Raw genomic sequence first — 24,444 nt, 5'->3', positions numbered from 1 at the left:
TCGTTGTCCGGTTTGCCCGCTCGGGAGGGCTTAAGGCTAGCCCGTACCGATCGGATACGCCCTGGTGAGGGGTCCGGACGGACTGGCTCCGCCCGCGGTCCCCGGCCCCGGTACGCTGCCGTACGCCGCTGAAGGACCCTCGTCGGAAAGGCAGCCCCACCTGTGACCGCGATTCCCCAGGGCCGTACCCGCAGGACCGTACTGGTGAGCGCGATGTGCGCCCTGGTCGTGACGGGGACGGGACTCACGGGGTGCAGCGAGGACCCCGACGCGGGCACCAACGGCGTCGGCAAACTGCCCGCCGAGCAGATCCAGTCCAGGACCCGCGCGGCCGCAGAGTCCGCCGACGCGCTGCGCCTGTCGGGGAACGTGGTCACCAGCGGACGTACGTACAGACTCGACATGCGCCTCAATGCCGACGGCGGCTCGGGATCGGTCACCGCCGAAGGGGCCACCTTCCAGCTGCTGCGGATCGGCGAGGAGCTGTATCTGAAGGCCGGCGCGGACTTCTGGACCCAGGCCGACGGCAAGGGAGACGACTCGGACGCGGCCGCCGACAAGCTGGACGGCATGTACGTGAAGGTGCCGTCGGGCGACCCGGCGTACAAGAAGTTCAGTGGGTTCACGGACAAGGACGTTCTCCTCGACGGGCTTTTGACCCTGCACGGCAAGCTGGGCACCGACGGGCATCACGAGCAGGCGGGTACCCGCACGATCCGCATCACCGGTGACGAGGGCGACGGCGGCACGCTGGACGTCTCGCTGGAGGGGCAGCCGTACCCGCTGCGCCTGGCACGGGCGGGCGGCGCGGGCACGCTGACCTTCTCGGCCTGGGGCAGGAACTTCGCCCTGACCGAGCCGAAGAAGGACGAGACGGTGGACTACGGCAGGCAGCTGCCGACTTCCTAGCCGCGTTTGCGGCGCTTCAGGAGCAGCCGGGGAAGCCCGGCCGGGATCGGTTCACGGGTGGTCGCCGGTGTCGGCAGCGGCGGTTCGGCGAGGTCGCCGTCGGGCAGCGGGCCCGTGACCCCGGTGGGCTCCAGCCGAACCACCCGGCACTCGCGGGACCAACGCTCCGTCATGGCCTCGCCGTCGGGGGCGTTCAGCCGTTTCCCCTTGAGCTCGGCGACGGCCGCTTCCCACGCCTCGGACCCGGGCGCGAGCTCCACGACCTTCGCCGTCCAGGAGACCAGTCGGCCGCCCTTGTCCTTGCTGCGGACGGTCACCTCGGCCGGGCCGCCGTCGGCAAGACCCGGCAGCGGCTGCTCCCCGGGCCCGTCGCCCACCAGGCAGGCCGCACCTTCGTGCCACACATGCCACAGCGCGCGGACCGGGCTCCCGGGCCCCTTGACCCAGACGAGGCCGGACTTCTTGGTGGCCTCCTCGACGAGGGCCCGGTCGAGCAGCTCACTGGTCATGGCTCCCACTCTAGAGCCAGCCGTTGCGCTTGAGGGTGCGGTGGATGCCGAGACAGAGGACCACGGTGATGCCCATGATCACGGGGTAGCCGTACCGCCAGTGCAGCTCCGGCATGTGGTCGAAGTTCATGCCGTAGACCCCGCACACCATCGTCGGTACGGCGATGATCGCGGCCCAGGACGTGATCTTCCGCATGTCCTCGTTCTGGGCGACGGACGCCTGCGCGAGGTTGGCCTGGAGGATCGAGTTGAGGAGCTCGTCGAAGCCGAGGACCTGCTCCTGGACGCGGGCGAGGTGGTCGGCGACGTCCCGGAAGTACTTCTGGATGTCGGGGTCCACGAGCCGCATCGGCCGCTCGCTGAGCAGCTGCATGGGCCGCAGCAGCGGGGCGACCGCGCGCTTGAACTCCAGCACCTCACGCTTGAGCTGGTAGATCCGGGCCGAGTCGACACCGCGCGAGACCTTGCCGCCGCGTCCCGGGGTGAACACCTCGGTCTCCACCTCGTCGATGTCGTCCTGCACCGCGTCGGCGACCGCGACATAGCCGTCCACGACATGGTCGGCGATGGAGTGCAGCACCGCCGAGGGGCCCTTGGCGAGCAGCTCGGGGTCGTCCTGGAGCCGGTGGCGCAGCGCCCTGAGCGAGCCCTGGCCGCCGTGCCGGACGGTGATGAAGAAGTCCCGGCCGGTGAAGCACATGACCTCGCCGGTCTCGACGATCTCGCTGTTGGCGGTGAGCTCGTCGTGCTCGACGTAGTGGATGGTCTTGAAGACCGTGAACAGGGAGTCGTCGTAGCGCTCCAGCTTGGGCCGCTGGTGGGCCTGCACGGCGTCCTCGACGGCGAGCGGGTGCAGCCCGAACTCGCTTGCGATACCGGAGAATTCGGCCTCGCTCGGCTCGTGCAGACCGATCCACACGAACCCGCCGTCGCGGCGCACCTGGCGCATCGCCTCGTGCGGGCCCAGCTGGCAGTCGGTCTCCACGCGCCGGCCGTCGCGGTAGACGGCGCAGTCGACGACGGCGGAGGGCGTCGAGGGGTCGCGCGTCGCGTCGTACGCGCCGGTGTCCTTGCGCAGCGAGGGACGCGACGGGCGTACGGCGGCACGCAGGTCACGGATCATCGACATGGCAGGCTCCTTCGTGACGGGCAACAAAGGGCACCGGCGACGGGTGGAACTACCCGGAATGGGGACGTCCGCAAAATCGGGTGTTTGGCACGTCCGCAAAGCGGGGAGCACCGCACCATCGCGGTGGCGAACTTCGTTACTGATTCAGGTACTGCTGCAGCTACTGCTTCAGATCAGACAGATCAGGCAAAACGAACGAAGTGCTCTTCCGCACGAAGACGCGAACGTGAAAGGCGGCGGTTGCCGAACGTCACAGAGCTGCATCAGCGGCCGGAAGAACGAGTGGTACTACCAGGTCGACTTCGATCCATGACAGCCCCACCTCCTCCGGCCGGTCCCTCGTAAGGGACGATCCATTCCCGCATAGGGAGTCTCACTGGCGTCGGGACTCGATACGCGACGCTTCTGCGTGCTGCCCCGACGACCGGGCCAGAGTATCAGCAGGCCGAAGTGTCAAGGCGCTGCTTTGCCCGGTACTGACGAGTTCTATGCTCGCCGCATGGCTGATGTTCTTCCTCTGGTCGAGGCCCGGTTGCGCAGCGCGCTGGGCGAGCCGGACGCGCGCGCGGCGGTCACCTTCCTGGGCACGGACCGCATCGAGGTGCTCCGTTTCACCGAGGGCGACATCGTCCGCTACGCCACGCTCGGCATGTCCGCCCAGCCGATGAGCGACCCCACCGCGATGCTCGCCGACCCGGTCGCGGGCCCCCGTGCCGAACTGGTCCTCTCGGTACGGGGAGGGCTCGCCGACACCGACAAGGTGCTCCGCCCGCTCGCCGTGCTCGGCGCGTCCCCGCAGGTCGAGGGAGTGATCGTGGCTCCGGGTGCCTCGCTCGACGTGGGCGAACCCCTGTGGCCCGGCGCCCCGTTCACCTCGGTCCTGGTCGCCGAACCGGGCGGCCTCGTCGAGGACCTGGAGCTCGACGAGCCCCTCGACCCGGTCCGCTTCCTGCCCCTGCTCCCCATGACGCCGAACGAGGCGGCCTGGAAGCGCGTCCACGGCGCCCAGGCCCTCCAGGAGCGCTGGCTGACGAACGGGACGGACCTGAGGGATCCCTCCCGCAGGTCCGTCCCACTTGAGTGACTGATCTCACCAACCGGTGGCCGAAAAGCGTCAGTTGGCGAACACCGTGACGCTGTCCTCCACGGCGTGCTTCGGAGACAGCTCCTCCGCCTCGTGTGTGAGCGCCTTCCGCCGTACGACGGCCACGAGCGCACCCAGCAGGGCGGTCACCGCCGCCACCACGAACGGGATGTGGATGTCGGTCCACTCCTCGATCTTCGGCGCGAAGTAGGGCGCCGCGGCGGCCGCGAACCAGCGCACGAAGTTGTAGCCGGCGCTCGCCACGGGCCGCGGGGCGTCCGAGACACCGAGCGCCAGCTCCGTGTAGACCGTGTTGTTCACGCCGATGAAGGCGCCGGACAGGATCGTGCAGACGATGGCCGCGGTGTGGTTGCCGTAGCCGAGGACGAGCACGTCGATCGCGAGCAGGACGAGCGAGCCGCCGAGCACCTTCAGCGAACCGAACCGCTCCTGGAGGCGCGGCGCGGCGAACACCGAGAAGACGGCGAGCAGCACACCCCAGGCGAAGAACACGGCACCCGACTTGTACGGGGTCATGTCCAGCACGAAGGGCGTGAAGGCCAGCACGGTGAAGAACGTGTAGTTGTAGAAGAAGGACGAGGCCGCCGCCGAGGCCAGTCCGCCGTGGCCGAGCGCCTTGATCGGGTCCAGCAGGGACGTCTTCTGGGCCGGCTTCGGCTGCTCCTTCAGGAACACGGTGATGCACAGGAAGCCGACGGCCATCAGGAAGGCCGTACCGAAGAACGGGTAGCGCCAACTGGCGTCGCCGAGCAGCGCGCCGAGCAGCGGGCCGCACGCCATGCCGAGGCCGAGGGCGGACTCGTACAGCAGGATCGCCGCCGCGCTGCCGCCGGCCGCCGCGCCGACGATGACGGCGAGGGCCGTGGAGACGAACAGGGCGTTGCCCAGGCCCCAGCCGGCCCGGAAGCCGACCAGTTCCCCGACCGAGCCCGAGGTGCCCGCGAGCCCCGCGAAGACCACGACGAGGGCGAGGCCGAGCAGCAGGGTCTTCCTGCCGCCGATGCGGCTGGAGACGAAGCCGGTGAACAGCATTGCGATCGCAGTGATCAGGAAGTACGAGGTGAACAGGAGGGAGACCTGGCTCGCCGTCGCGTCCAGGCCCTTGGCGATCGACGGCAGGATCGGGTCCACGAGTCCGATGCCCATGAAGGCGACGACGGACGCACCCGCCGTCGCCCACACGGCCTTCGGCTGGCGCAGGATGCCGCCGGCTCCCGCATCAAAGGGGTCCATGGTCTTTCCTCCACTCCTCACGGAGATAGTTGGTATATGCACATAGTAAGTTAGGTCAGCTAATGAATGCAAGCTACATCTAAATCTTCCTGGTGAGGCCCGGGTGAACCGCTTCCGTCCGGACGGGTGATCGTCCTTGACGTGGGGGAGCGAGGGTAGGACCGTGGGGCCCTATGAGGGGCGAACCCAGTTGCCCGAAGTGTGGTGGCCGGGTCAGGGCTCCCGGACTCTTCGCCGATACCTGGCAGTGCGATGTGCACGGGACCGTGCACCCGCTGCAGCCCGTGATCCCGCCCAGCGTCGAGGCGCTCGATGTCGTGGTGCATCGCACGCAGGTGCCGGTGTGGATGCCGTGGCCGCTGCCGGTGGGCTGGCTGTTCACGGGCGTGGCCTGCGCCGGCGACGACCGCAGTGGCGGTCGCGCCACGGCTGTGGCGTGCACGGGACCCGGACCGCTCGGCGGTGTCGGCGAGCTGATTCTCGTCTCCGAGGAGCTCGGGGTCGGGCTCGGGGCGCGGTACGCGGGCATCGACGGGCCGGATCCGGGGCCGTACATGAGCGTGGAGAAGCCGCCGCAGGCGAAGGTGCTGGCCGCCGGTCGGCCGACTCCGCTGTGGCATGTCTCCGGGGCGCCGGACGACAGAGCCGTGTTCGCGGGGGAGGCGCTCGGGATGTGGCTGTGGGCGGTCGTCTGGCCCGAGCAGTCAGGGCTGCTGATGTACGACGAGCTGGTGCTGACGGATCTGCGGGACGCGGGGGCCGAGGTGGAGCTGGTGCCCTGCGGGGCGTTGTCGCCGCGTTTGTTGAAGCCGTAGCGCCTGTCAGGGTGGGGCTTCTGTCGCCGGGCGGCTGCGGATTCGTTGCGGCTGGTCGCGCCCACGCGGCGGTAGCCGCACATCGATACAGCCCCGCGCCCCTGGGTTGGATACCCTTGGGTGTCCTTTTCTGTTGCAGCCCGTTGGAGTCCCCCCTCGTGCGTATCGATCTGCACTGTCACTCCACGGCTTCTGATGGCACCGACACCCCCGCCGAGCTGGTGCGCAACGCCGCCGCTGCCGGGCTGGACGTCGTCGCGCTCACCGATCACGACACGACCCGGGGGTACGGCGAGGCCATGGCCGCGCTGCCCGCGGGGCTGACCCTCGTCACCGGGGCCGAGCTGTCCTGTCGGATCGACGGGGTGTCCATGCACATGCTGGCCTACCTGTTCGACCCCGAGGAGCCGGAGCTGCTCGCCGAGCGGGAGCTGGTGCGGGACGACCGGGTGCCCCGGGCGCGCGCGATGGTCGCGAGGCTCCAGGAGCTGGGTGTGCCGGTCACCTGGGAGCAGGTGGCGCGGATCGCTGGGGACGGGTCCGTGGGGCGGCCCCACGTCGCCACCGCGCTCGTCGAACTCGGGGTCGTACCCAGCGTGGACGACGCTTTCACGACCGACTGGCTGGCCGACGGCGGCCGCGCCCACGTGGCGAAGCACGAGACCGACCCCTTCGAGGCGATCCGGCTGGTCAAGGGGGCCGGCGGGGTAACCGTGTTCGCCCACCCTGGCGCGAGCAAGCGCGGTCACACCGTCCCGGAGTCCGCGATCGCCGAGATGGCCGCCGCCGGGCTCGACGGCATCGAGGTCGACCACATGGACCACGACGAGGACACCCGCGTACGGCTGCGCGGACTCGCCACCGACCTGGGGCTGCTCGTCACCGGCTCCAGCGACTACCACGGCAGCCGCAAGACGGTCGCGCTCGGCGAGTACACGACGGACCCCGAGGTGTACGGCGAGATCACGCGCCGGGCGACGGGTGCGTTTCCCGTCCCGGGGACCGGCGGGGCCTGAATCGCCCGCGTTCCGTCGTGCCCCTTCTCCTTGTTAGGCCAGTTCCGTCATGTTCGACGTCGCCGTCTTCGGCTCGCTCTTCCTCACCCTGTTCGTCATCATGGATCCCCCGGGGATCACCCCGATCTTCCTCGCCCTGACCGCCGGCCGCCCCGGCAAGGTGCAGAAGCGGATGGCCTTCCAGGCCGTCTGTGTGGCGGGCGGTGTCATCACCGTCTTCGGGCTCCTGGGCCACCAGATCCTGAACTACCTGCATGTCTCCGTGCCCGCCTTGATGATCGCGGGCGGGCTGCTGCTCCTGCTGATCGCGCTGGACCTGCTCACCGGCAAGACGGACGAGCCGAAGCAGACCAAGGACGTGAACGTGGCCCTCGTGCCGCTCGGCATGCCGCTGCTGGCGGGCCCGGGTGCGATCGTCTCCGTGATCCTCGCCGTGCAGAAGGCGGACACCGTGGCCATGGAGGTGTCGGTGTGGTGCGCGATCCTCGCCATCCATGTCGTGCTGTGGCTGGTGATGCGGTACTCGCTGCTGATCATCCGGGTCATCAAGGACGGCGGGGTCGTGCTGGTGACCCGGCTCGCGGGCATGATGCTCTCCGCGATCGCCGTGCAGCAGATCATCAACGGGGTCACCCAGGTGATCCGGACCAGCTGAAAGGGCCCCGGTCCGAGAACCGGGGCCCTGAAGCGTCTACGGTGATCCGCGTCTGTTACGAGGCCGAGGTGTCGGCCGGGCGGATCCACAGCCGCTGCCCTATGGCGGCGGCCTGCTGAACGATCCGGTTGACGGAGGCGGCGTCCACGACGGTGCTGTCCACGGGCGTACCGTCGACGTCGTCGAGTCGCATGATTTCGAAGCGCACAGGCTTCTCCCTTCGTCTGGTCATCCTCCTGCGGAGAATTGCTGCGTACGTTGGTAGTCAACGGGGTGCGTGTTACAAACATTCCCTACGCTAAAGAAATTTTTCGAACGACTAACTACTGATCGGTAAGGGAGTTTTCGGAGACTCCTTGGGACCGGTTGTGTTCGCAGCGTGACCGCCGGGACAATGGAGGCGATGAACGACGACCTCGCGCCCCTGAGCGCCCGCATCGACCGCACGAACGAGCTGCTCCAGCGCATGCTCGCCGAGGTGGCGAAGACACCCTCGACCCATGCGATCTTCGTCGACGCGGGATACCTCTACGCGGCCGCCGGGCGACTCGTCGCCGGCACCGAGGACCGTCGCGCCTTCGACCTCGACGCCGAGGGCCTGATCGAGGCCCTCATCGACCGGGCCCGCACCATCTTCGCGGACAGCAGACTGCTGCGCGTCTACTGGTACGACGGCGCGAGACGCCGTATCCACACCGCGGAACAGCAGTCCATCGCCGAACTCCCCGACGTGAAGGTCCGGCTGGGCAACCTCAACGCCAACAACCAGCAGAAGGGCGTCGATTCGCTGATCCGCACCGACCTGGAGTCCCTCGCCCGCCACCGCGCCATCAGCGACGCTGCCCTGCTCGGCGGCGACGAGGACCTGGTGTCGGCGGTCGAGGCGGCCCAGGGGTACGGCGCCCGCGTCCACCTGTGGGGCATCGAGGCGCCGGAGGGCCGTAACCAGGCGGAACCGCTGCTGTGGGAGGTCGACAGCCAGCGCACCCTCGACCTCGACTTCTTCAAGCCGTACGTCTCCCGCCGCGCCGCGTCCACTTATGAGCCGGCGGCCACTCGGCCCACCCGCGAGGACGTGCGTTTCGTGGGCGCGCAGATCGCCGCGAAGTGGCTGGCGGAGCGGGGTCGGGCGGCGCTGCAGGAGTTGCTGCCCGGGCATCCGTATCTGCCGGGCTCGGTGGACCAGGACCTGTTGGTGGAGTCGGAGGGGCTGCTGCAGTACTCGCTGCGGGGGCAGGCGGATCTGCGGCGGGCGCTGCGGGACGGGTTCTGGGAGCATCTGCAGGGGCAGTACTGACTGCCCAGCGCCTAACGGCCGAGCGTGTCCCAGAAGTCGGCCAGGGCGTTCGCCGTGGGCTCGGGCCGGTCGGCGTTCGGGGAGTGGTCCGCCCCCGGGATCACCGTGCGGCGGGCGTGCAGTCGTACGGCCATGTCGTCGAGGAGACTCACCGGCCAGGTGTCGTCCTGGGAACCCGACAGGACGTGGAACGGCAGCGGGACAGCGGCCAGTTCGGCGACCCGGTCCGGTTCGGCGCACAACTGGCGTCCCGTGGCGAGGAGTTGGGCGGGCTTGTTGCCGAGCCAGCGGCGGCGCAGCTGCTCGATGTTTCCGATGCCCTTCGCGGGGCCGCCGACCTCCTCCGGTGGGCCCATGGCCAGGATCGCGTCCCACACCTCGGCCATCGTCATGACACCGAGCGCGTCCCGCAGCAGCTTCACGCGCTGCTGCTGGGAGTCGGAGATCTGCGCGGGCCCGGAGGAGACGAGGGTGAAGGACAGGAAGGGGGAGTGGTCGAGCAGTACGGCCGCGCGGGCGATCTGGCCGCCGAGTGAGTGGCCGACGAGGTGCACGGGGGTGTCGAGGGCTGCGGCCTGGGCGAGCACGTCCCGCGCCAACTCGCTTCGTGTGTAAGCCGATTCGTCGGTCTCCGGCCCGTCCGACTCGAACTGTCCCCGCCCGTCCAGGGCGACGACCCGGTATCCGCGCGCCGTGAGCGGCTCGTGGAGCAGCGTGAAGTCCTCCTTGCTGCCCGTGAAGCCGGGCAGCAGCAGCGCGGTGCCCTTCTGGGCGACACCGGGGGCCACGGCGGAGTCCACCGCCGCGAAGTCCCCGCGGGTGGTGTGGAGGGGGTGGACGCGGGCGCCGGGGGGTGGGGTGAAGACGGCTCGGGTGCTCACGGGGTGAGGGTATCCGCGGTAGGGGGTGGGGCGGGGTGTTGGGGGGCGGCTGCGGGTGTGGGGGGCTTGTCGCGCCCACGCGGCGGAGCCGCAGATCGGTACAGCCCCGCGGTCCCGGTGGGTGCGGTCGGCGTGAGCCGTGATGGGGAACGCCGAACGGCCCGGCTCCTGTGAGGAGGCCGGGCCGTTCGGGTGTGGGATCAGCTGTCCGCGGGCTCCGCGGCGGCCGTCTTGCGGGTCCGGCGGCGCGGGGCGGCAGCCTTGGGCTCCTGGTCCGCCTGGGCCGGGATGTCGGCGGTCACCGCGGGCTCGGCGGCCTTGCGGGTGGTACGGCGACGGGGCTTGGCCTCCGTGGCCTCTGCGGTGTCCACGGCGGCTTCGGCGGCGGGAGCCGGGGCAGCGACCTTGCGGGTGCGGCGGGGCTTGGTTTCGGTGGCCTCCGCCGTGTCGACGGCCGTCTCCGCCGGGGCGGTGGTGGCCTTGCGGGTGCGGCGCGGCTTGGTGGCCGTGCCCTCCGCGGTGTCCACGGCTGCTTCGGCGGCCTTTGCGGTGCTTGCCGCCGCCTTCCGGGTACGCCGGGGCTTGACCACCTCGGCCGCCACCTCCGGCTCCTGGACCGTCTGGGCCGGGATCTCGGCGGGCTCGGCGGCCTTGCGGGTGGTACGGCGGCGCGGCTTGGCCTCCGTGGCCTCTGCGGTGTCCACGGCGGCTTCGGCGGCGGGAGCCGCGGCAGCGACCTTGCGGGTGCGGCGGGGCTTGGCCTCGGTGGTCTCGGCCGTGTCGACGGCCGTCTCCGCCGGGGCGGTGGTGGCCTTGCGGGTGCGGCGCGGCTTGGTGGCCGTGCCCTCCGCGGTGTCCACTGCCGTCTCCGCCACGGCCGCGGTCTTGCGGGTGCGCCGCGGCTTGGTCTCAGCGACCTCTGCGAGTGCCGCGACCTCCGCGATGGCCGTGGTCTCCACCGTCTCCACGGCGGGCTCGGCGGCCTTGCGGGTACGGCGGCGCGGCTTGGCCTCCGTGGCCTCGGCGGTGTCTATGGCGGCTTCGGCGGCCGGAGCCGCGGCAGCGACCTTGCGCGTACGGCGCGGCTTCGTGGCCGGAGCCTCCGCGGCCGGAGCGACCTCGGTGACCGGTGCGGTCTCGACGACCGGCTCCACCGCGGCCGGCGTCTCCGCGGACTTGCGGGTCCGGCGGCGGCGCGACCTGGCCGGAGCCTCGGTGGTTCCGGACGTCTCGGCGTCGAGGGACGGGCCCTCCGCCGTCGTGACAGCCGTCTCCGCGGCCTCGGACGCGCTCGGCGCCGAAGCAGTGACCGGCGCCGCGTCGGCCGCTCCGCCGCGGGTGCGGCGACGGCGGCGCGGGGTGCGGGGCGCGGTGGTGACCTCCGCCGCGACGCTTTCCGCCGCGGTGGTCTCCGAAGGGGTGACCACCTCGGCGGTGGCCGTCGCGTCCAGCGGGGTCCCGCTGCGCATACGACGGCGACGGCGCGGCGTACGCTCTCCGCGCTCGCGGTCGGCGGAACGGGACTCGTCCCGGCCACCACGTCCGCGACCTCGGTCCCGGTCGCCGCGGCCACGCGCACCGCGTCCGCCCGGCTCGCCCAGGTCCTCCATCTCCTCCGCGTCGAGTCCGGCGCGAGTCCGCTCCGAACGCGGCAGCACACCCTTGGTGCCCGCGGGGATGTTCATCTCCTCGTAGAAGTGCGGGGAGGTGGAGTACGTCTCCGGCGGGTCGTTGAAGTTCAGCTCCAGCGCCTTGTTGATCAGCTGCCAGCGCGGGATGTCGTCCCAGTCGACGAGGGTGACCGCGATGCCCTTGGCACCGGCGCGGCCCGTACGGCCGATGCGGTGCAGGTACGTCTTCTCGTCTTCCGGCGACTGGTAGTTGACGACGTGGGTCACGCCCTCGACGTCGATGCCGCGGGCGGCGACGTCGGTGCAGACCAGGACGTCCACCTTGCCGTTGCGGAAGGCCCGCAGCGCCTGCTCGCGGGCGCCCTGGCCGAGGTCGCCGTGGACCGCGCCGGCGGCGAAGCCGCGCTGCTGGAGCTGGTCGGCGAGGTCGGCCGCGGTGCGCTTGGTGCGGCAGAAGACCATGACCAGCCCCCGGCCCTCGGCCTGCAGGATGCGCGCCACCATCTCGGGCTTGTCCATGTTGTGCGCGCGGTACACGTGCTGCTTGGTGTTCGCGACCGTCCTGCCCGCGTCGTCGGGCGAGGTGGCGTTGATGTGCGTGGGCTGCGACATGTAGCGGCGGGCGAGACCGATGACCGCGCCCGGCATGGTCGCCGAGAACAGCATCGTCTGGCGGCGGGCCGGCAGCATGTTGATGATCTTCTCGACGTCAGGCAGGAAGCCCAGGTCGAGCATCTCGTCGGCCTCGTCGAGGACGAGCGCCTTGATGTGGCTGAGGTTGAGCTTCTTCTGGCCCGCGAGGTCCAGGAGCCGGCCCGGGGTGCCGACGACGACGTCGACGCCCTTCTTCAGGGCCTCGACCTGGGGCTCGTAGGCGCGGCCGCCGTAGATGGCGAGAACGCGTACGTTGCGTACCTTGCCCGCGGTCTGCAGGTCGTTGGTGACCTGCGTGCACAGCTCGCGCGTGGGGACGACGATGAGCGCCTGCGGGGCGTCGGTCAGGGCCTCGGGCTTGGCGCGGCCGGCCTCGACGTCGGCGGGCACGGTGACGCGCTCGAGGAGCGGGAGGCCGAAGCCCAGCGTCTTGCCGGTGCCGGTCTTGGCCTGGCCGATGACGTCGGAGCCGGAGAGGGCCACCGGGAGCGTCATCTGCTGGATGGGGAAGGGGTTGATGATGCCGACGGCTTCGAGGGCCTCGGCCGTCTCGGTCAGAATGCCGAGATCGCGGAAAGTCGTAGTCAGGGTGCTGCCTCTTCTGTGTGCGCGGTGCGAGGCGAGCGCGGGGGTCGTCTTCAACCGTGCTGGGGACGTCGGCTGCCTTACGGGCTAGCCGTAATGGCACGGGACCACTGCCGACGCTCTAGCGCTCGTACCGCTGAGGGTCCCCCTCCGAACTCCGTACGCACTGTGCCGTACGGGCGAGGAGGGCTTGTCGGGTCGGAGCCGATCGGGCCACCGACCGGGCATCCTCATACGTGCAGCCCGTCGAATACTCGGCAGGCGCATTACCACCATACCCCGGAATCACGCACATGCGATGGCCGATTTGGTCACGTAGTCGTCGTCACACTGATTGACCAGGGACTTCCACGACTCGGCAAGCGGACTATTGTGCGCTTCATGACGACGCCTGACAACACCGCTGACGCACCCGCCGAGCACACCGGAGTGGCCGCCCAGGACTGGGCCCAGGCCTCCGCGGAACCGCAGTACCGGGCCGCGGTCGTCGATCTCCTCGGCGCTCTCGCCTATGGCGAACTCGCGGCCTTCGAGCGGCTCGCGGAGGACGCGAAGCTGGCGCCGACGCTGGCGGACAAGGCGGAGCTGGCGAAGATGGCGTCGGCCGAGTTCCACCACTACGAGAAGCTGCGCGACCGGCTGGCCGGGATCGGCCAGGAGCCGACGCTCGCCATGGAGCCGTTCGTCGCGGCGCTGGACGGGTTCCACCGGCAGACGGCTCCGTCGGACTGGCTGGAGGGGCTCGTCAAGGCGTACGTCGGCGACTCGATCGCCAGTGACTTCTACCGGGAGGTCGCGGCGCGACTCGACTCGGACACACGCGAGCTGGTGCTGGCCGTGCTCGACGACACCGGGCACGCGGAGTTCGCCGTGGAGAAGGTGCGGGCGGCGATCGACGCGGATCCGCGGGTGGGCGGGCGACTCGCCCTGTGGGCGCGGCGGTTGATGGGGGAGGCGCTGTCGCAGTCGCAGCGGGTTGTCGCCGACCGGGACGCGTTGTCCACCATGTTGGTGGGCGGGGTGGCCGACGGGTTCGATCTCGCCGAGGTGGGGCGGATGTTCTCCCGGATCACCGAGGCGCACACCAAGCGGATGGCTGCGCTGGGGTTGGCCGCGTAGCGCCTGAGGGGGCGGGGGCCTGGGGACGCCGGGCGACTGCGGGTTGTCCGTGACCGGTCGCGCAGTTCCCCGCACCCCCGAGCGTCTTTACGCCGGGGCCGATCGACGGCGAAGTCTCCCGCTGGGACGCAGGAGCAGCGACAGGGACGCCACCGATACCACTGCCGCGCCGAGCAGGATCAGGAGGATGTTGCCCGGGTCCAGTGCGGTGTGGGTGACGAAGGCGCCGAAGAGGGCTCCCGCGGTGCCTGTCGCGAGGACCAGGGAGCGGGTGGGCAGGCGGTGGGAGAGGCGGTGTACGGCCACCCCCGCCAGCACCAGACCGAGCAGAGCGGAGCCGAGCGCTTCGATCAACATCATGGGGTCCCTCCCACACGGCCACACTGCGCATCACGGTCGTAGCCCGTCATACCCGTGACCTGCGGAATGCAATCCTCCTCTGTGTGCGACCTGTGCTCCATACGTGAACGAAAGAATCTTGTGGACGACAAGCGGAAGGGCCCGGCGACCTGAAGTCGCCGGGCCCTTCCGCGTCTGTCCGCCTACAGCGCGCCGAAGCCCACCTTGCGCGGAGCCGGCTCGCCGAGCTCGACGTACGCGAGACGGTCGGCCGGGACGAGGACCTTGCGGCCGTGCTCGTCCACGAGGCTCAGCAGCTGGGACTTGCCGGCCAGCGCCTCCGCCACCGCCCGCTCGACATCCTCGGCGCTCTGACCGCTCTCCAGAACGATCTCGCGGGGCGCGTGCTGCACGCCGATCTTGACCTCCACGGTATGTCCCTCCGACGGTCAGTGAAGTGCGCGACCTGGCGCGCCGTACCCAGCACACATTAGCCCGGTGAGGGGAGGTACACGCTCCGCGCAAGAACGCCAACAGCGAACACCGGGCGGGAACAAACGACCCGCACACGTGCGTGCCATGTCGATCGGCGCCGCTCTCAGTGGTGGTCGATGCCGTGCAGCGGGAATCCGGCGATGCCCCGCCACGCCAGCGACGTCAGCAGCTGGACCGCCTGGTCGCGCGGGACGCTGCGGTCGCTGTGCAGCCATGACCGGGCCACCACCTGGGCGAGACCGCCGAGGCCCGAGGCGAGCAGCATCGACTCCGCGCGCGAGAGGCCGGTGTCCTCGGCGATGACCTCGGAGATCGCCTCGGCGCACTCGACGGTGACCTTGTCGACGCGCTCGCGCACCGCGGGCTCGTTCGTCAGGTCCGACTCGAAGACCAGGCGGAAGGCGCCGCCGTCGTCCTCGACATACGCGAAATAGGCGTCCATGGTCGCCCGTACGCGCTGCTTGTTGTCGTTCGTCGACGCGAGCGCGGTGCGCACGGCCTGGATCAGCGATTCGCAGTGCTGGTCCAGCAGTGCGAGGTAGAGGTCGAGCTTGCCCGGGAAGTGCTGGTAGAGCACCGGCTTGCTGACGCCGGCCCGCTCGGCGATGTCGTCCATCGCGGCCGCGTGATAGCCCTGTGCCACGAAGACTTCCTGCGCGGCGCCCAGCAGCTGGTTCCGTCGGGCACGGCGCGGCAGGCGCGTCCCTCGCGGGCGTGCTGCCTCTGTCTGCTCGATGGCTGTCACGCCGCCTCCCAATGTCGTCCACATGCGGTGTGCGCCGCGCCGCCATCGTACTTTTCGGTAACCGTGCTGTGCGCGGTGCGAACGCAGAATTTCACGGACCGGACGGTGACGAAAACCGCGCAAAGGTTTCAAACAGGGATGTGACGGGCACCGGCCGTCTCATTCCTGCTCAGGAATGCCCTGATGAGTGCATTGTCGGCTGATCGGCGCCGTCCCGCGGTCACCGATAGTCGTCCTCGTCGATCGAGACGACCCTGGCCTGTTCGATGAGGTCGGCTTCGTCGCCCCGGTCGGGGTTCACGCCGGTCAGCGGGTCGTCGCGGTGCGGCGCGATGTCGGTGTGCTGCTCGGCCGCGTCGCCCTCCGGGGCCTCGACGTCGAGCTCGACGACGTCGTCCTCTTCCTCGAAGGCCTCGGGGTCGGTGGGGTCGTGGGCCATGGCGGGCTCCCTTCCTAGAACGTCCCTGAGCGTCCCTGGTGCGCGCAGGGGGCCACATGCGGGTGCCCTGCGTACGAGCCTAGGAGACACACGATCTGGATGCCATGTGGCGTACCCGCCTTGCCCGACACGCCTCGTACATGTGCTCTGTGACAGCGAACACATGAACCACTGCGTGATCGTCTCGTAACATTGGCGCATGTCTTCGACCGAGCTGCCCTTCGTGCCGCCCGCCACCGTGCTGCCGAAGGTGGCGCCCGTGAGGGTCGGCGAGGGCGAGCGGCTCAGGTCGGTGGGGCTGCCGGGGATCAGTCTCACGGTGCGTTCGAGGCCGGCCGCGCGCGAGGGGCTGCCGCCCGCGTTGTACGTCCACGGCCTCGGCGGTTCCTCGCAGAACTGGTCGGCGCTGATGGAGCAGCTGGAGGGCGATGTCGACGGTGAGGCCGTCGATCTCCCCGGCTTCGGGGACTCCCCACCGCCGGACGACGGCAACTACTCGATCACCGCACACGCGCGTGCGGTGATCCGTTTTCTCGACGCCTCCGGCCGCGGGCCCGTGCATCTCTTCGGGAACTCCCTCGGCGGCGCGGTGTCCACGCGAGTCGCCGCGGTGCGGCCCGACCTGGTCCGCACCCTCACCCTCGTCTCACCGGCCCTCCCGGAGATCCGCGTCCAGCGCACGGCCGTGCCCACGGGCCTGCTGGCGCTGCCCGGCGTGGCCGGCCTGTTCACCCGGTACAGCAAGGACTGGACGGCCGAGCAGCGCGTCCGCGGGGTCACGGCGCTCTGCTACGGCGACCCCGGGCGGGTCACCCCGGAGGGCTTCCAGCACGCCGTCGAGGAGATGGAGCGGCGGCTTCAACTGCCGTACTTCTGGGACGCGCTGACGCGTTCGGCGCGCGGGCTGGTGAACGCGTACACGCTGGGCGGCCAGCACGCGCTGTGGCGCCAGGCCGAGCGGGTCCTAGCCCCGACCCTCCTCGTCTACGGCGGTCGCGACCAGCTCGTCGGCTTTCGCATGGCCCAGAAGGCGGCCCGGGCCTTCCGTGACTCCCGTCTGCTCACCCTGCCGGAGGCAGGACACGTGGCGATGATGGAGTACCCGGAGACGGTGGCGGGGGCGTTCCGGGAGTTCGCCGCGGACAAGGCGGAGACGGAGACTGCGGACAAGGCGGAGACTGCGGGCGAGGGCGACCCTCCTGACGTGGGTGACGCCGCGACGGCCTCCGGCGACGGGGTCGACGCCACGACCGTGGGGAGCTGAGGCGGGGCGTGGGACGCCACAGTCGACGCGGGCCCGTTCCCAAGAAGGGGCCCGACAAGGGCAGTTCGGGCAAGGGCGGTTCGGGCCAGACGGGTGCCGAGGGAGTGCGGGGAGCGGGACGCCTCGGCACCGAGGCGACGGACCGTGGGTGGACGCAGGCAGCCCCGCCTCCGGCGCCGACACCGCGAGCTGCCCGGCAGGGGATGCCGGGGGCGCGGGGGGCGGAGTACGGGGAATCGTCCGGCGCCGGGTCCGGGGGCGGCCCCGGGGGCGGTGCTGGTGGGTACCGGGCGCCTGCGCAGGGGGGTCCGCGGCTTCCGGAGGGCACTCCGGCCCATGGGTTTCCCCGGTTGGCTGACGGGACGGCTGCGCGTGGGGTGCCTCGGCTTGTGGACGGTACTCCGCCGCATGGTTTTCCTCGGCTGCCGGACGGGACGGCTGCGCGTGGGGTGCCTCGGCTTGCGGACGGCACTCCCGCACACGGTTTTCCTCGGCTTCCCGACGGCACTCCCGCGCGCGGAGTCCCGCAGGTGCCCGAGGGGCAGGCCGCCCAGGGGATCCGGCGGTTCCCGGACGGTACGCCCGCGCATGGATTTCCTCGGCTTCCCGACGGCACCCCTGCGCATGGGGTCCCCCGGGTCCGTGGCGGGCACCCCGAGCAGCGTGAATCAGGCAGTGGCTGGGGGGAGTTGAGCAGTCAGGGGCCGGGTGGACCTGGTGTCGCTCTTCCGCGCCAGCGGCAGGCGCCGTCGGCGCCGCGCCAGGCGCCCCGGCAGGACTACCTCGACGCGTTCGACGACGAGGCCGACGTCTTCGCGCCCGGCGGTCCGCAGGGCGTGGGCGGGCCCCGCGGTCCCCGTCCGCGAACCGGTCCCGCGCGAGGGGCCGTGGCGCCCGCCACCGCGCACCCCTCCGGCCCGTACGGCTCCGTCACCGACTGGCCCGACGACACCGGCACGGACGCACGCCCCGGCACGGACGCACGCCCCGGCACGGACGCACGCCCCGGCACGGGCACGCACACGGACTCGGGCGACGCGCCCCCCGCCGACCCGCCGCCGGCGGCCAAGGGCGGCAAGGGCCGGGCGTTCACCGGCATCGCGGCCGCCGCCGTCGTCACCGTGCTCGCCGTCGTCGTGGCCGGACAGGTCACGGACGGTCGCGACACCGCAGCGGGCACACAGTCCGCGACCGACCAGGCCCGGGACGCCCGGGACTCCGCCACGGACGGGCAGCCGACGCCGTCGTCCTCGCCGAGCGTGGCGACGCTGACGTACGAGCAGGCGATGGGCGCGAAGTACCCGCTCAGCGCCAAGCTCGACGGCTCGGGGAGGTTCGACGCGATCCAGGGCGTCGGCAAGGCACCCGGCAAGGGGCAGAAGTACACCTACCGCGTGGACGTCGAGCAAGGACTCGGCCTCGACGGCGAACTCTTCGCCGAGGCCGTGCAGAAGACGCTCAACGACGACCGCAGTTGGGCGCACAACGGCGCCCGGACCTTCGAGCGTGTCTACTCCGGCAAGCCCGACTTCGTGATCACCCTCGCCAGCCCCGGCACCACGGCCGACTGGTGTGCCAAGTCGGGACTCGACACCACGGAGGACAACGTCTCCTGCGACTCGGCCGCCACCGAACGAGTGATGATCAATGCGTATCGATGGGCGCAGGGATCAACCACATACGGTGATCGGATCCATGCGTACCGCCAAATGTTGATCAACCATGAAGTCGGCCACCGGCTGGGGTACTCCCACGTGACGTGCGACAAGGACGGCGAGCTCGCACCGGTGATGCAGCAGCAGACCAAGTTCCTCGACCACGACGGGATCCACTGCCGGGCCAACCCCTGGCCGTATCCGGGGAGTTGACGGATGGCGCCCATGTCACATTGACATGGGTTGATTCGGTCATACATATTGCTGCGCATGTGGTCTAGTCATGCCGTCGAGAACAGCGCCGCCATCGAGCTGGCGCTCATCGGTGTGACCACGCTCTGCGTGTCCGACATTCTCTGTCGCTGACGCCCGCCCTCAGGCGCGCGCGTCGCGAATCCCGCATTTCTCCGTGACCTGGATCACGGCATTTCGACGACCCGACGCCGGGGCAGACGTCCGTCCACTTTCGTCTCACCCTTCGTCAATCCGTCTCGCCATTCGAGACTCGTCATTTCGAGAGGTCGTCTCCGATGCGTCAACCGTCCCTCACAGCGCGCCGTGTGGCCGCGGTATCCGTAAGCCTGGTTCTGGCAGCGGGCGCCGCCGCCTGCGGCCCTGAGGACAACGATGCCAAGAGCTCCGGTGGCGACTCCACGCCCCACAAGGGCGGCACCCTCACGGTCCTGAACTCCAATCCGCAGCAGGACTTCGACCCGGCCCGCCTGTACACCTCCGGCGGCGGCAACGTGCCCTCCCTCGTCTTCCGCACCCTCACCACCCGCAACCGCGAGAACGGGGCCGCCGGCGCCAAGGTCGTCCCCGACCTCGCCACCGACACCGGACGCCCCAACAAGGACGCGACCGTGTGGACGTACACCCTGAAGAAGGGCCTCAAGTACGAGGACGGCACCGCGATCACCTCGGCCGACATCAAGTACGGCGTCGAGCGCTCCTTCGCGCCCGAGCTGTCCGGCGGCGCCCCCTACCTGCGGGACTGGCTGGTCGGCGCGGCCGACTACCAGGGGCCGTACAAGGACAAGAAGGGCCTGTCGGCGATCGAGACGCCGGACGACCGCACGATCGTCTTCCATCTGAACAAGCCCGAGGGCGAGTTCCCGTACCTGGCCACGCAGACGCAGTTCACGCCCGTCCCGAAGGCCAAGGACACCGGTACGAAGTACGAGGAGCACCCGGTCTCGTCCGGCCCGTACAAGGTCGTCACGAACTCGAACGACGGCGAGACCATCGGCCTGGAGCGCAACAAGTACTGGTCCGCCTCCACGGACGCCGAGCGCAAGGCGTACCCGGACAAGATCGAGGTCAAGTCCGGGCTGGACTCGTCGGTGATCAACCAGCGGCTGTCGGCGTCCCAGGGGGCGGACGCGGCCGCGGTCACCACGGACACGAACCTCGGCCCGGCCGAACTCGCCAAGGTGACCGGCGACAAGGAACTCGCCTCCCGCGTCGGGACGGGGCACTTCGGCTACACGAACTACATAGCGTTCAACCCGACGGTCAAGCCGTTCGACAACGTCAAGGTGCGGCAGGCGATCTCGTACGCGATCGACCGGTCCTCCGTGGTGAACGCGGCCGGCGGCAGCGCGCTCGCCGAGGCCGCCACCACCTTCCTGCCGAACCAGAAGTCCTTCGGCTACGAGCCGTACGACCTCTTCCCGGCGGGCGCGACGGGCAACGCGGCGAAGGCCAAGGAGTTGCTCAAGGAGGCCGGTCACCCGAACGGGCTCACCGTCACGCTGACGCACTCCAATGCCAAGGACTTCGAGACCAGCCCCGAGATCGCGACCGCCGTCCAGGACGCGCTCAAGAAGGCCGGCATCACGGTCAAGCTCCAGGGCCTGGAGGAGAACGACTACTCGGACACGATCCACAGCGTGAAGACCGAGCCCGGTTTCTTCCTCGCCCACTGGGGTGCCGACTGGCCCTCCGGCGGTCCCTTCCTCGCCCCGATCTTCGACGGCCGGCAGATCGTCAAGGACGGCGCGAACTTCAACACGGGCCTGCTCAACGACAAGTCGGTCAATGACGAGATTGACGCGATCAACAAGTTGACCGATCTTGACGCTGCCGCCAAGAGGTGGGGCGCACTGGACAAGAAGATCGGCGAGCAGGCGCTGACCGTGCCGCTGTTCCACCCGGTCTACAAGCGCCTGTACGGCAAGGACATCAAGAACGTCGTGATCAGCGACTGGACCGGTGTTCTGGACATCTCGCAGGTCGCGGTCAAGTAACCCGATGAGCGAGGCAATTGTCGCCGCCGAGGTCCCCGGGGCAACCGTCCCGGGGGTCTCGGGGGCCCGTCAGTTCTGGCGGCGGCTGCGGGCGCAGCGCGCCGCCATGGTCGCGGTCGGCGTCGTCGCACTGCTCGTCCTGGTCGCGCTCGCGGCGCCGCTCCTCACCGCGATCGAGGGCCAGGACCCCACCACCTACCACCCGTCACTCATCGACTCCGCGCGCGGGGGCGTGCCCATCGGGTCCTTCGGAGGCGTCAGCGGGGACCACTGGCTCGGCGTCGAACCGCAGACGGGGCGTGATCTGTTCGCACGCCTTGCCTACGGGGCCCGGGTCTCGCTGGGCGTCGCGCTGGCGGCGACCGTGATCCAGGTCGTCGTGGGGGTGGTGATGGGCGTCGGCGCCGCGCTGGGCAGTGGATGGGTTGATCAACTGTTGAGCCGGATCACCGACATCTTCGTCGCCATGCCGTTGATGATCATGTCGCTGGCGCTGCTCGCGATCGTCCCGTCCAGCTTCCCGCGCACCGTTCTGGTCACCCTCGTCATCGGGTTCATCGCCTGGGGCAGCATCGCGAAGATCGTGCGGGCTCAGACACTGACCCTGAAGGGGCTCGACTACGTCTCGGCCGCCCGGCTCAGCGGGTGGGGCACCTGGCGGATCGCCCGCAGGGAACTGCTGCCCGGTCTTGCCGCACCCGTCATCACGTACGCGGCGATCCTCATGCCGGTCAACATCAGCGTCGAGGCCGCCCTGTCGTTCCTCGGCGTCGGGGTGAAGCCGCCGACCCCGTCCTGGGGCCAGATGCTCACCTCCGCGGACGTCTGGTACCAGGCGGCCCCGCAGTACCTGCTGCTGCCCGCGGGCGCGCTGTTCGTGACCGTCCTCGCCCTCACCGTCCTCGGCGACGGTGTCCGCACCGCCCTCGACCCGCGCGCGGCCTCCCGGCTGAGCGTCGGCACCGGCCGAAAGCGCGAGGCCAGAGCCGGTAAGGAGGAGACGTCATGAGCGGCTTCGGAGGCTTCCTGCTGCGTCGTGCCGTCGGCACCGTGATCACGCTGCTGGCCATCTCGGTGATCGTCTACGTCGTCTTCTACGCCACCCCCGGCAACGTCGCCCAGATCACCTGCGGCCCGCGCTGCTCCCCGGAGCAGGTGCACCAGGTGGCCCAGCAACTCAAGCTCGACGACCCGCTGTGGGTGCGCTACTGGCACTTCCTGGAAGGCCTGATCGCCGGCCAGGACTACTCGACCGGCACCTCGGTGGAGCACTGCTCGGCGCCCTGCCTCGGGCTGTCGTACCAGACCGACCAGCAGGTCCTGAGCATCATCCTGACCAAGCTCCCGGTCAGCCTCTCGCTCGTGTTCGGCGCGATGGTGCTCTGGCTGGTCCTCGGCGTCGGCACCGGAGTGCTCTCCGCCTGGCGCCGCGGCCGGCTCACCGAGCGGGCGCTGACCGCCCTCACCCTGGCGGGCTGGGCCACCCCGGTCTTCGTCATCGGCCTGGTCCTGATGATCGTCGTCTGCGGCGAACTGCAACTGCTGCCGTTCCCGCAGTACGTGAACCTCACCGACGACCCCGAGCAGTGGGCGTGGAACCTCCTGCTGCCCTGGCTCTCGCTGGCCCTCGTCGAGGCCGCCGCGTTCGCGCGGCTGACCAGGGCGTCGATGCTGGAGACACTGGCCGAGGACCACATCCGCACCTTCCGCGCCTACGGCGTCAGTGAGCGGAAGATCGTCGGACGTCATGCCCTGCGCGGGGCGTTCGCGCCGGTCATCGCCCTGAACGCCAACAACGTCGGCTCGGCGATCGGCGGCGCGGTCCTCACCGAGACCCTCTTCGGCCTCCCAGGCATCGGCCAGGAACTGGTCCACGCCGTCAATGTCGTCGACCTCCCGGTCGTCGTCGGCATGGTCCTGGTCATCGGCTTCTTCGTGGTTCTCGCCAACGCCCTCGCGGACGTCCTGTACGCGGTGGCCGACCGACGGGTGGTGCTCGCATGAGCCTCGTGGACGTCACGGACCTGACGGTCGAGTTCGGCGACCTGCGCGCCGTCGACGGCCTCTCCTTCCGCCTCGACCGGGGTGCCGCCCTCGCCCTGGTCGGCGAGTCCGGCTCCGGCAAGTCCACCGTCGCCTCGGCCCTGCTCGGGCTGCACCGCGGCACAGGCGCACGCGTGGGCGGCTCGGTCGAGGTCGCAGGAGTGGACGTACAGCGGGCGTCGGACGACGAACTGCGGCGGCTGCGGGGCGCGAAGGCCGCGATGGTCTTCCAGGACCCGCTGTCGTCCCTGGACCCGTACTACGCGATCGGCGACCAGATCGCCGAGGTGTACCGCGTGCACGCGCGTGTGGCGCGACGGGCGGCACGCGCGCGTGCGGTGGAGGTGCTGGAGAGAGTTGGAATTCCGGACGCTGTACGGCGGTCCCGGTCCCGGCCGCACGAGTTCAGCGGTGGCATGCGTCAGCGCGCGCTCATCGCGATGGCGCTGGTCTGTGAGCCCGACCTGCTGATCGCCGACGAGCCGACGACCGCGCTCGACGTGACCGTGCAGGCCCAGATCCTCGACCTGCTGCACACCCTGCGCCAGGAGACCGGCATGGGCCTGCTGCTCGTCACACACGACGTGGGTGTCGCCGCCGAGAGCGTCGACGACGTGCTCGTCATGCGGCACGGGACGGCGGTCGAGCACGGCCCGGTCGGCACGGTGCTCGGCGCGCCCGCGGAGACGTACACACGCGACCTGCTCGCCGCGGTCCCGCGCGTGGACGCCCCCCGGGCACCCTCCCAGGCTTCCGGCGAGGTGGTCCTCGAAGCGAAGGGGCTGCGGCGCGAGTTCGGCCGCGGCAGGAAGGCCTTCGCGGCCGTCGACGACGTCTCGCTGACCGTCCGCCGGGGCGAGACCCTCGGCGTCGTCGGCGAGAGCGGCAGCGGCAAGACGACCTTGGGACGGATGCTGGTCGGGCTGCTGGAGCCCACCGCGGGCGAGGTCCGTCACGAGGGCCACACGCGTGTGGGTGTGAACCCGGCCGTGCAGATGGTCTTCCAGGACCCCGTCTCCTCCCTCAACCCCCGCCGCAGCGTGGGCGAGTCCATCGCCGACCCGCTCCGCGCTCGTGGCGAGCGGGACGCGAGGCGAATCAGGGGGCGCGTGACGGAACTCCTGGAGCGCGTGGGACTCGAAGGGGCGCACTACGACCGCTACCCGCACGAGTTCAGCGGGGGCCAGCGTCAGCGCGTGGGCATCGCGCGGGCGCTCGCGGCCGACCCGCGCGTCATCGTCTGCGACGAGCCCGTCTCCGCGCTCGACGTCACCACACAGGCCCAGGTGGTCGCCCTGCTCGGCGAGTTGCAGCGGGAGCTCGGACTCGCGCTGGTCTTCGTCGCGCACGACCTCGCCGTCGTACGCCAGGTCAGCGATCGGGTCGCCGTGATGCGGCAGGGGCGGATCGTGGAGTCCGGGCCCGCCGACGAGGTGTACGACAGCCCCCGGGACCCGTACACCAAGCAACTCCTGGCCGCCGTACCGGCGCTCGATCCGCGGATCGCGGCCCGGCGCAGGGCGGAGCGCCGGGAAGTGGCCGTGACCTGACGTTCCGTGTCCGCATGATCTCTTAGCGCGACCGAACGCGACCCGCACGGGAAAGTTACGACCGTTCACCCCTTTTGGTGGTGCGATGGACAACCGTCCATCGCACCACCGCCTTGTCCGCATACGT

The 24,444-nt window shown here is 70.4% G+C and carries 24 protein-coding genes; 14 read left to right on the top strand and 10 right to left on the bottom strand.

Annotation, left to right across the window (positions count from 1 at the left end):
* Positions 1 to 162: 162 nt before the first annotated feature.
* Positions 163 to 909 carry a hypothetical protein gene (locus tag AB0D34_RS32555; RefSeq protein WP_362668073.1) on the top strand — a complete coding sequence of 249 codons (747 nt, stop codon included), beginning with the start codon at positions 163 to 165 and terminating at the stop codon, positions 907 to 909.
* Here the strand turns inward: AB0D34_RS32555 and AB0D34_RS32550 are convergent.
* The gene (locus tag AB0D34_RS32550; protein WP_362668071.1) at positions 906 to 1,418 is read right to left on the bottom strand and encodes a hypothetical protein; all 513 of its coding nucleotides are present in this window, start codon (positions 1,416 to 1,418) and stop codon (positions 906 to 908) included. The two genes, AB0D34_RS32555 and AB0D34_RS32550, sit on opposite strands and share 4 nt — an antisense overlap.
* 10 nt (positions 1,419 to 1,428) lie before the next feature.
* Positions 1,429 to 2,547 (bottom strand): magnesium and cobalt transport protein CorA, encoded by a 1,119-nt coding sequence (locus tag AB0D34_RS32545; RefSeq protein WP_362668069.1) that lies wholly within the window; start codon positions 2,545 to 2,547, stop codon positions 1,429 to 1,431.
* A gap of 499 nt (positions 2,548 to 3,046) precedes the next feature.
* Between AB0D34_RS32545 and AB0D34_RS32540 the strand changes: the two genes are divergently transcribed.
* Positions 3,047 to 3,631, top strand: coding sequence for a suppressor of fused domain protein (locus AB0D34_RS32540; protein ID WP_362668067.1), 585 nt, complete (start codon positions 3,047 to 3,049; stop codon positions 3,629 to 3,631).
* A 30-nt stretch (positions 3,632 to 3,661) separates the two neighbouring features.
* On the opposite strand, the gene AB0D34_RS32535 is transcribed toward AB0D34_RS32540, so the two are convergent.
* The gene (locus tag AB0D34_RS32535) at positions 3,662 to 4,885 is read right to left on the bottom strand and encodes an MFS transporter (RefSeq protein WP_362668065.1); all 1,224 of its coding nucleotides are present in this window, start codon (positions 4,883 to 4,885) and stop codon (positions 3,662 to 3,664) included.
* Positions 4,886 to 5,058: 173 nt separating this feature from the next.
* Here AB0D34_RS32535 and AB0D34_RS32530 point away from each other — a divergent pair, with 173 nt between their 5' ends.
* The 3 genes from AB0D34_RS32530 to AB0D34_RS32520 all read left to right on the top strand — a co-directional run bounded on the left by AB0D34_RS32530 (position 5,059) and on the right by AB0D34_RS32520 (position 7,371).
* Positions 5,059 to 5,700: a DUF6758 family protein gene (locus tag AB0D34_RS32530; protein WP_362668062.1), complete on the top strand. Its 642-nt coding sequence runs from the start codon at positions 5,059 to 5,061 to the stop codon at positions 5,698 to 5,700.
* Between the two features lie 158 nt (positions 5,701 to 5,858).
* On the top strand, positions 5,859 to 6,716 hold the full coding sequence (locus AB0D34_RS32525) for a PHP domain-containing protein (RefSeq protein WP_362668060.1): 858 nt from the start codon (positions 5,859 to 5,861) through the stop codon (positions 6,714 to 6,716).
* Between the two features lie 49 nt (positions 6,717 to 6,765).
* Complete coding sequence (locus AB0D34_RS32520) at positions 6,766 to 7,371, top strand: MarC family protein (RefSeq protein ID WP_362668058.1); 606 nt, start codon at positions 6,766 to 6,768, stop codon at positions 7,369 to 7,371.
* 55 nt (positions 7,372 to 7,426) lie between these two features.
* On the opposite strand, the gene AB0D34_RS32515 is transcribed toward AB0D34_RS32520, so the two are convergent.
* Positions 7,427 to 7,579, bottom strand: coding sequence for a hypothetical protein (locus tag AB0D34_RS32515; RefSeq protein ID WP_007384531.1), 153 nt, complete (start codon positions 7,577 to 7,579; stop codon positions 7,427 to 7,429).
* A 195-nt stretch (positions 7,580 to 7,774) separates the two neighbouring features.
* Here AB0D34_RS32515 and AB0D34_RS32510 point away from each other — a divergent pair, with 195 nt between their 5' ends.
* Positions 7,775 to 8,668 (top strand): NYN domain-containing protein, encoded by an 894-nt coding sequence (locus AB0D34_RS32510; RefSeq protein ID WP_362668055.1) that lies wholly within the window; start codon positions 7,775 to 7,777, stop codon positions 8,666 to 8,668.
* 11 nt (positions 8,669 to 8,679) lie between these two features.
* On the opposite strand, the gene AB0D34_RS32505 is transcribed toward AB0D34_RS32510, so the two are convergent.
* Both AB0D34_RS32505 and AB0D34_RS32500 read right to left on the bottom strand, forming a co-directional pair.
* A complete protein-coding gene (locus AB0D34_RS32505; protein ID WP_362668053.1) occupies positions 8,680 to 9,549 on the bottom strand; it encodes an alpha/beta hydrolase in 870 nt (289 codons plus the stop codon).
* A gap of 200 nt (positions 9,550 to 9,749) precedes the next feature.
* The gene (locus AB0D34_RS32500; RefSeq protein WP_362668230.1) at positions 9,750 to 12,329 is read right to left on the bottom strand and encodes a DEAD/DEAH box helicase; all 2,580 of its coding nucleotides are present in this window, start codon (positions 12,327 to 12,329) and stop codon (positions 9,750 to 9,752) included.
* Between the two features lie 471 nt (positions 12,330 to 12,800).
* Here AB0D34_RS32500 and AB0D34_RS32495 point away from each other — a divergent pair, with 471 nt between their 5' ends.
* The gene (locus AB0D34_RS32495) at positions 12,801 to 13,538 is read left to right on the top strand and encodes a ferritin-like fold-containing protein (RefSeq protein ID WP_362668050.1); all 738 of its coding nucleotides are present in this window, start codon (positions 12,801 to 12,803) and stop codon (positions 13,536 to 13,538) included.
* Positions 13,539 to 13,625: 87 nt separating this feature from the next.
* Here AB0D34_RS32495 and AB0D34_RS32490 read toward each other — a convergent pair whose 3' ends face one another.
* From AB0D34_RS32490 to AB0D34_RS32475, 4 genes are all read right to left on the bottom strand, one after another.
* The gene (locus AB0D34_RS32490; protein ID WP_362668047.1) at positions 13,626 to 13,898 is read right to left on the bottom strand and encodes a hypothetical protein; all 273 of its coding nucleotides are present in this window, start codon (positions 13,896 to 13,898) and stop codon (positions 13,626 to 13,628) included.
* A 182-nt stretch (positions 13,899 to 14,080) separates the two neighbouring features.
* Entirely contained in the window at positions 14,081 to 14,308 is a 228-nt protein-coding gene (locus AB0D34_RS32485) for a DUF3107 domain-containing protein (protein WP_123762915.1), read from the bottom strand.
* 167 nt (positions 14,309 to 14,475) lie between these two features.
* On the bottom strand, positions 14,476 to 15,117 hold the full coding sequence (locus AB0D34_RS32480; protein WP_362668045.1) for a TetR/AcrR family transcriptional regulator: 642 nt from the start codon (positions 15,115 to 15,117) through the stop codon (positions 14,476 to 14,478).
* Positions 15,118 to 15,337: 220 nt separating this feature from the next.
* The gene (locus AB0D34_RS32475; RefSeq protein ID WP_362668043.1) at positions 15,338 to 15,556 is read right to left on the bottom strand and encodes a hypothetical protein; all 219 of its coding nucleotides are present in this window, start codon (positions 15,554 to 15,556) and stop codon (positions 15,338 to 15,340) included.
* Between the two features lie 199 nt (positions 15,557 to 15,755).
* Here AB0D34_RS32475 and AB0D34_RS32470 point away from each other — a divergent pair, with 199 nt between their 5' ends.
* The 7 genes from AB0D34_RS32470 to AB0D34_RS32440 all read left to right on the top strand — a co-directional run bounded on the left by AB0D34_RS32470 (position 15,756) and on the right by AB0D34_RS32440 (position 24,317).
* The gene (locus AB0D34_RS32470) at positions 15,756 to 16,820 is read left to right on the top strand and encodes an alpha/beta hydrolase (RefSeq protein ID WP_362668040.1); all 1,065 of its coding nucleotides are present in this window, start codon (positions 15,756 to 15,758) and stop codon (positions 16,818 to 16,820) included.
* Positions 16,821 to 17,269: 449 nt separating this feature from the next.
* Positions 17,270 to 18,688 (top strand): DUF3152 domain-containing protein, encoded by a 1,419-nt coding sequence (locus tag AB0D34_RS32465; protein WP_362668038.1) that lies wholly within the window; start codon positions 17,270 to 17,272, stop codon positions 18,686 to 18,688.
* A gap of 57 nt (positions 18,689 to 18,745) precedes the next feature.
* On the top strand, positions 18,746 to 18,841 hold the full coding sequence (locus AB0D34_RS32460; protein ID WP_362668036.1) for an Ms4533A family Cys-rich leader peptide: 96 nt from the start codon (positions 18,746 to 18,748) through the stop codon (positions 18,839 to 18,841).
* Between the two features lie 164 nt (positions 18,842 to 19,005).
* A complete protein-coding gene (locus tag AB0D34_RS32455; RefSeq protein ID WP_362668033.1) occupies positions 19,006 to 20,724 on the top strand; it encodes an ABC transporter substrate-binding protein in 1,719 nt (572 codons plus the stop codon).
* Positions 20,725 to 20,728: 4 nt separating this feature from the next.
* Positions 20,729 to 21,733 carry an ABC transporter permease gene (locus tag AB0D34_RS32450; RefSeq protein WP_362668031.1) on the top strand — a complete coding sequence of 335 codons (1,005 nt, stop codon included), beginning with the start codon at positions 20,729 to 20,731 and terminating at the stop codon, positions 21,731 to 21,733.
* Entirely contained in the window at positions 21,730 to 22,728 is a 999-nt protein-coding gene (locus tag AB0D34_RS32445; protein WP_362668028.1) for an ABC transporter permease, read from the top strand. The genes AB0D34_RS32450 and AB0D34_RS32445 overlap by 4 nt, the downstream gene beginning before the upstream one ends.
* Positions 22,725 to 24,317 (top strand): ABC transporter ATP-binding protein, encoded by a 1,593-nt coding sequence (locus AB0D34_RS32440; protein WP_362668025.1) that lies wholly within the window; start codon positions 22,725 to 22,727, stop codon positions 24,315 to 24,317. The genes AB0D34_RS32445 and AB0D34_RS32440 overlap by 4 nt, the downstream gene beginning before the upstream one ends.
* The last annotated feature ends 127 nt before the right edge of the window (positions 24,318 to 24,444 follow it).

The sequence above is a fragment of the Streptomyces sp. NPDC048420 genome (assembly GCF_040651535.1).
GTDB lineage: Bacteria > Actinomycetota > Actinomycetes > Streptomycetales > Streptomycetaceae > Streptomyces.
This window is presented reverse-complemented; position numbering and strand designations above follow the sequence as displayed.

Bases quoted from the DNA above. Each gene is read 5' to 3' on its own strand.
- AB0D34_RS32490 (WP_362668047.1), bottom strand. From the start codon at position 13,898: ATGATGTTGATCGAAGCGCTCGGCTCCGCTCTGCTCGGTCTGGTGCTG.
- AB0D34_RS32470 (WP_362668040.1), top strand. From the start codon at position 15,756: ATGTCTTCGACCGAGCTGCCCTTCGTGCCGCCCGCCACCGTGCTGCCG.
- AB0D34_RS32440 (WP_362668025.1), top strand. From the start codon at position 22,725: ATGAGCCTCGTGGACGTCACGGACCTGACGGTCGAGTTCGGCGACCTG.
- AB0D34_RS32445 (WP_362668028.1), top strand. From the start codon at position 21,730: ATGAGCGGCTTCGGAGGCTTCCTGCTGCGTCGTGCCGTCGGCACCGTG.
- AB0D34_RS32500 (WP_362668230.1), bottom strand. From the start codon at position 12,329: ATGACGCTCCCGGTGGCCCTCTCCGGCTCCGACGTCATCGGCCAGGCC.
- AB0D34_RS32495 (WP_362668050.1), top strand. From the start codon at position 12,801: ATGACGACGCCTGACAACACCGCTGACGCACCCGCCGAGCACACCGGA.
- AB0D34_RS32460 (WP_362668036.1), top strand. From the start codon at position 18,746: ATGTGGTCTAGTCATGCCGTCGAGAACAGCGCCGCCATCGAGCTGGCG.
- AB0D34_RS32510 (WP_362668055.1), top strand. From the start codon at position 7,775: ATGAACGACGACCTCGCGCCCCTGAGCGCCCGCATCGACCGCACGAAC.
- AB0D34_RS32530 (WP_362668062.1), top strand. From the start codon at position 5,059: ATGAGGGGCGAACCCAGTTGCCCGAAGTGTGGTGGCCGGGTCAGGGCT.
- AB0D34_RS32450 (WP_362668031.1), top strand. From the start codon at position 20,729: ATGAGCGAGGCAATTGTCGCCGCCGAGGTCCCCGGGGCAACCGTCCCG.
- AB0D34_RS32545 (WP_362668069.1), bottom strand. From the start codon at position 2,547: ATGTCGATGATCCGTGACCTGCGTGCCGCCGTACGCCCGTCGCGTCCC.
- AB0D34_RS32550 (WP_362668071.1), bottom strand. From the start codon at position 1,418: ATGACCAGTGAGCTGCTCGACCGGGCCCTCGTCGAGGAGGCCACCAAG.
- AB0D34_RS32475 (WP_362668043.1), bottom strand. From the start codon at position 15,556: ATGGCCCACGACCCCACCGACCCCGAGGCCTTCGAGGAAGAGGACGAC.
- AB0D34_RS32535 (WP_362668065.1), bottom strand. From the start codon at position 4,885: ATGGACCCCTTTGATGCGGGAGCCGGCGGCATCCTGCGCCAGCCGAAG.
- AB0D34_RS32455 (WP_362668033.1), top strand. From the start codon at position 19,006: ATGCGTCAACCGTCCCTCACAGCGCGCCGTGTGGCCGCGGTATCCGTA.
- AB0D34_RS32540 (WP_362668067.1), top strand. From the start codon at position 3,047: ATGGCTGATGTTCTTCCTCTGGTCGAGGCCCGGTTGCGCAGCGCGCTG.
- AB0D34_RS32520 (WP_362668058.1), top strand. From the start codon at position 6,766: ATGTTCGACGTCGCCGTCTTCGGCTCGCTCTTCCTCACCCTGTTCGTC.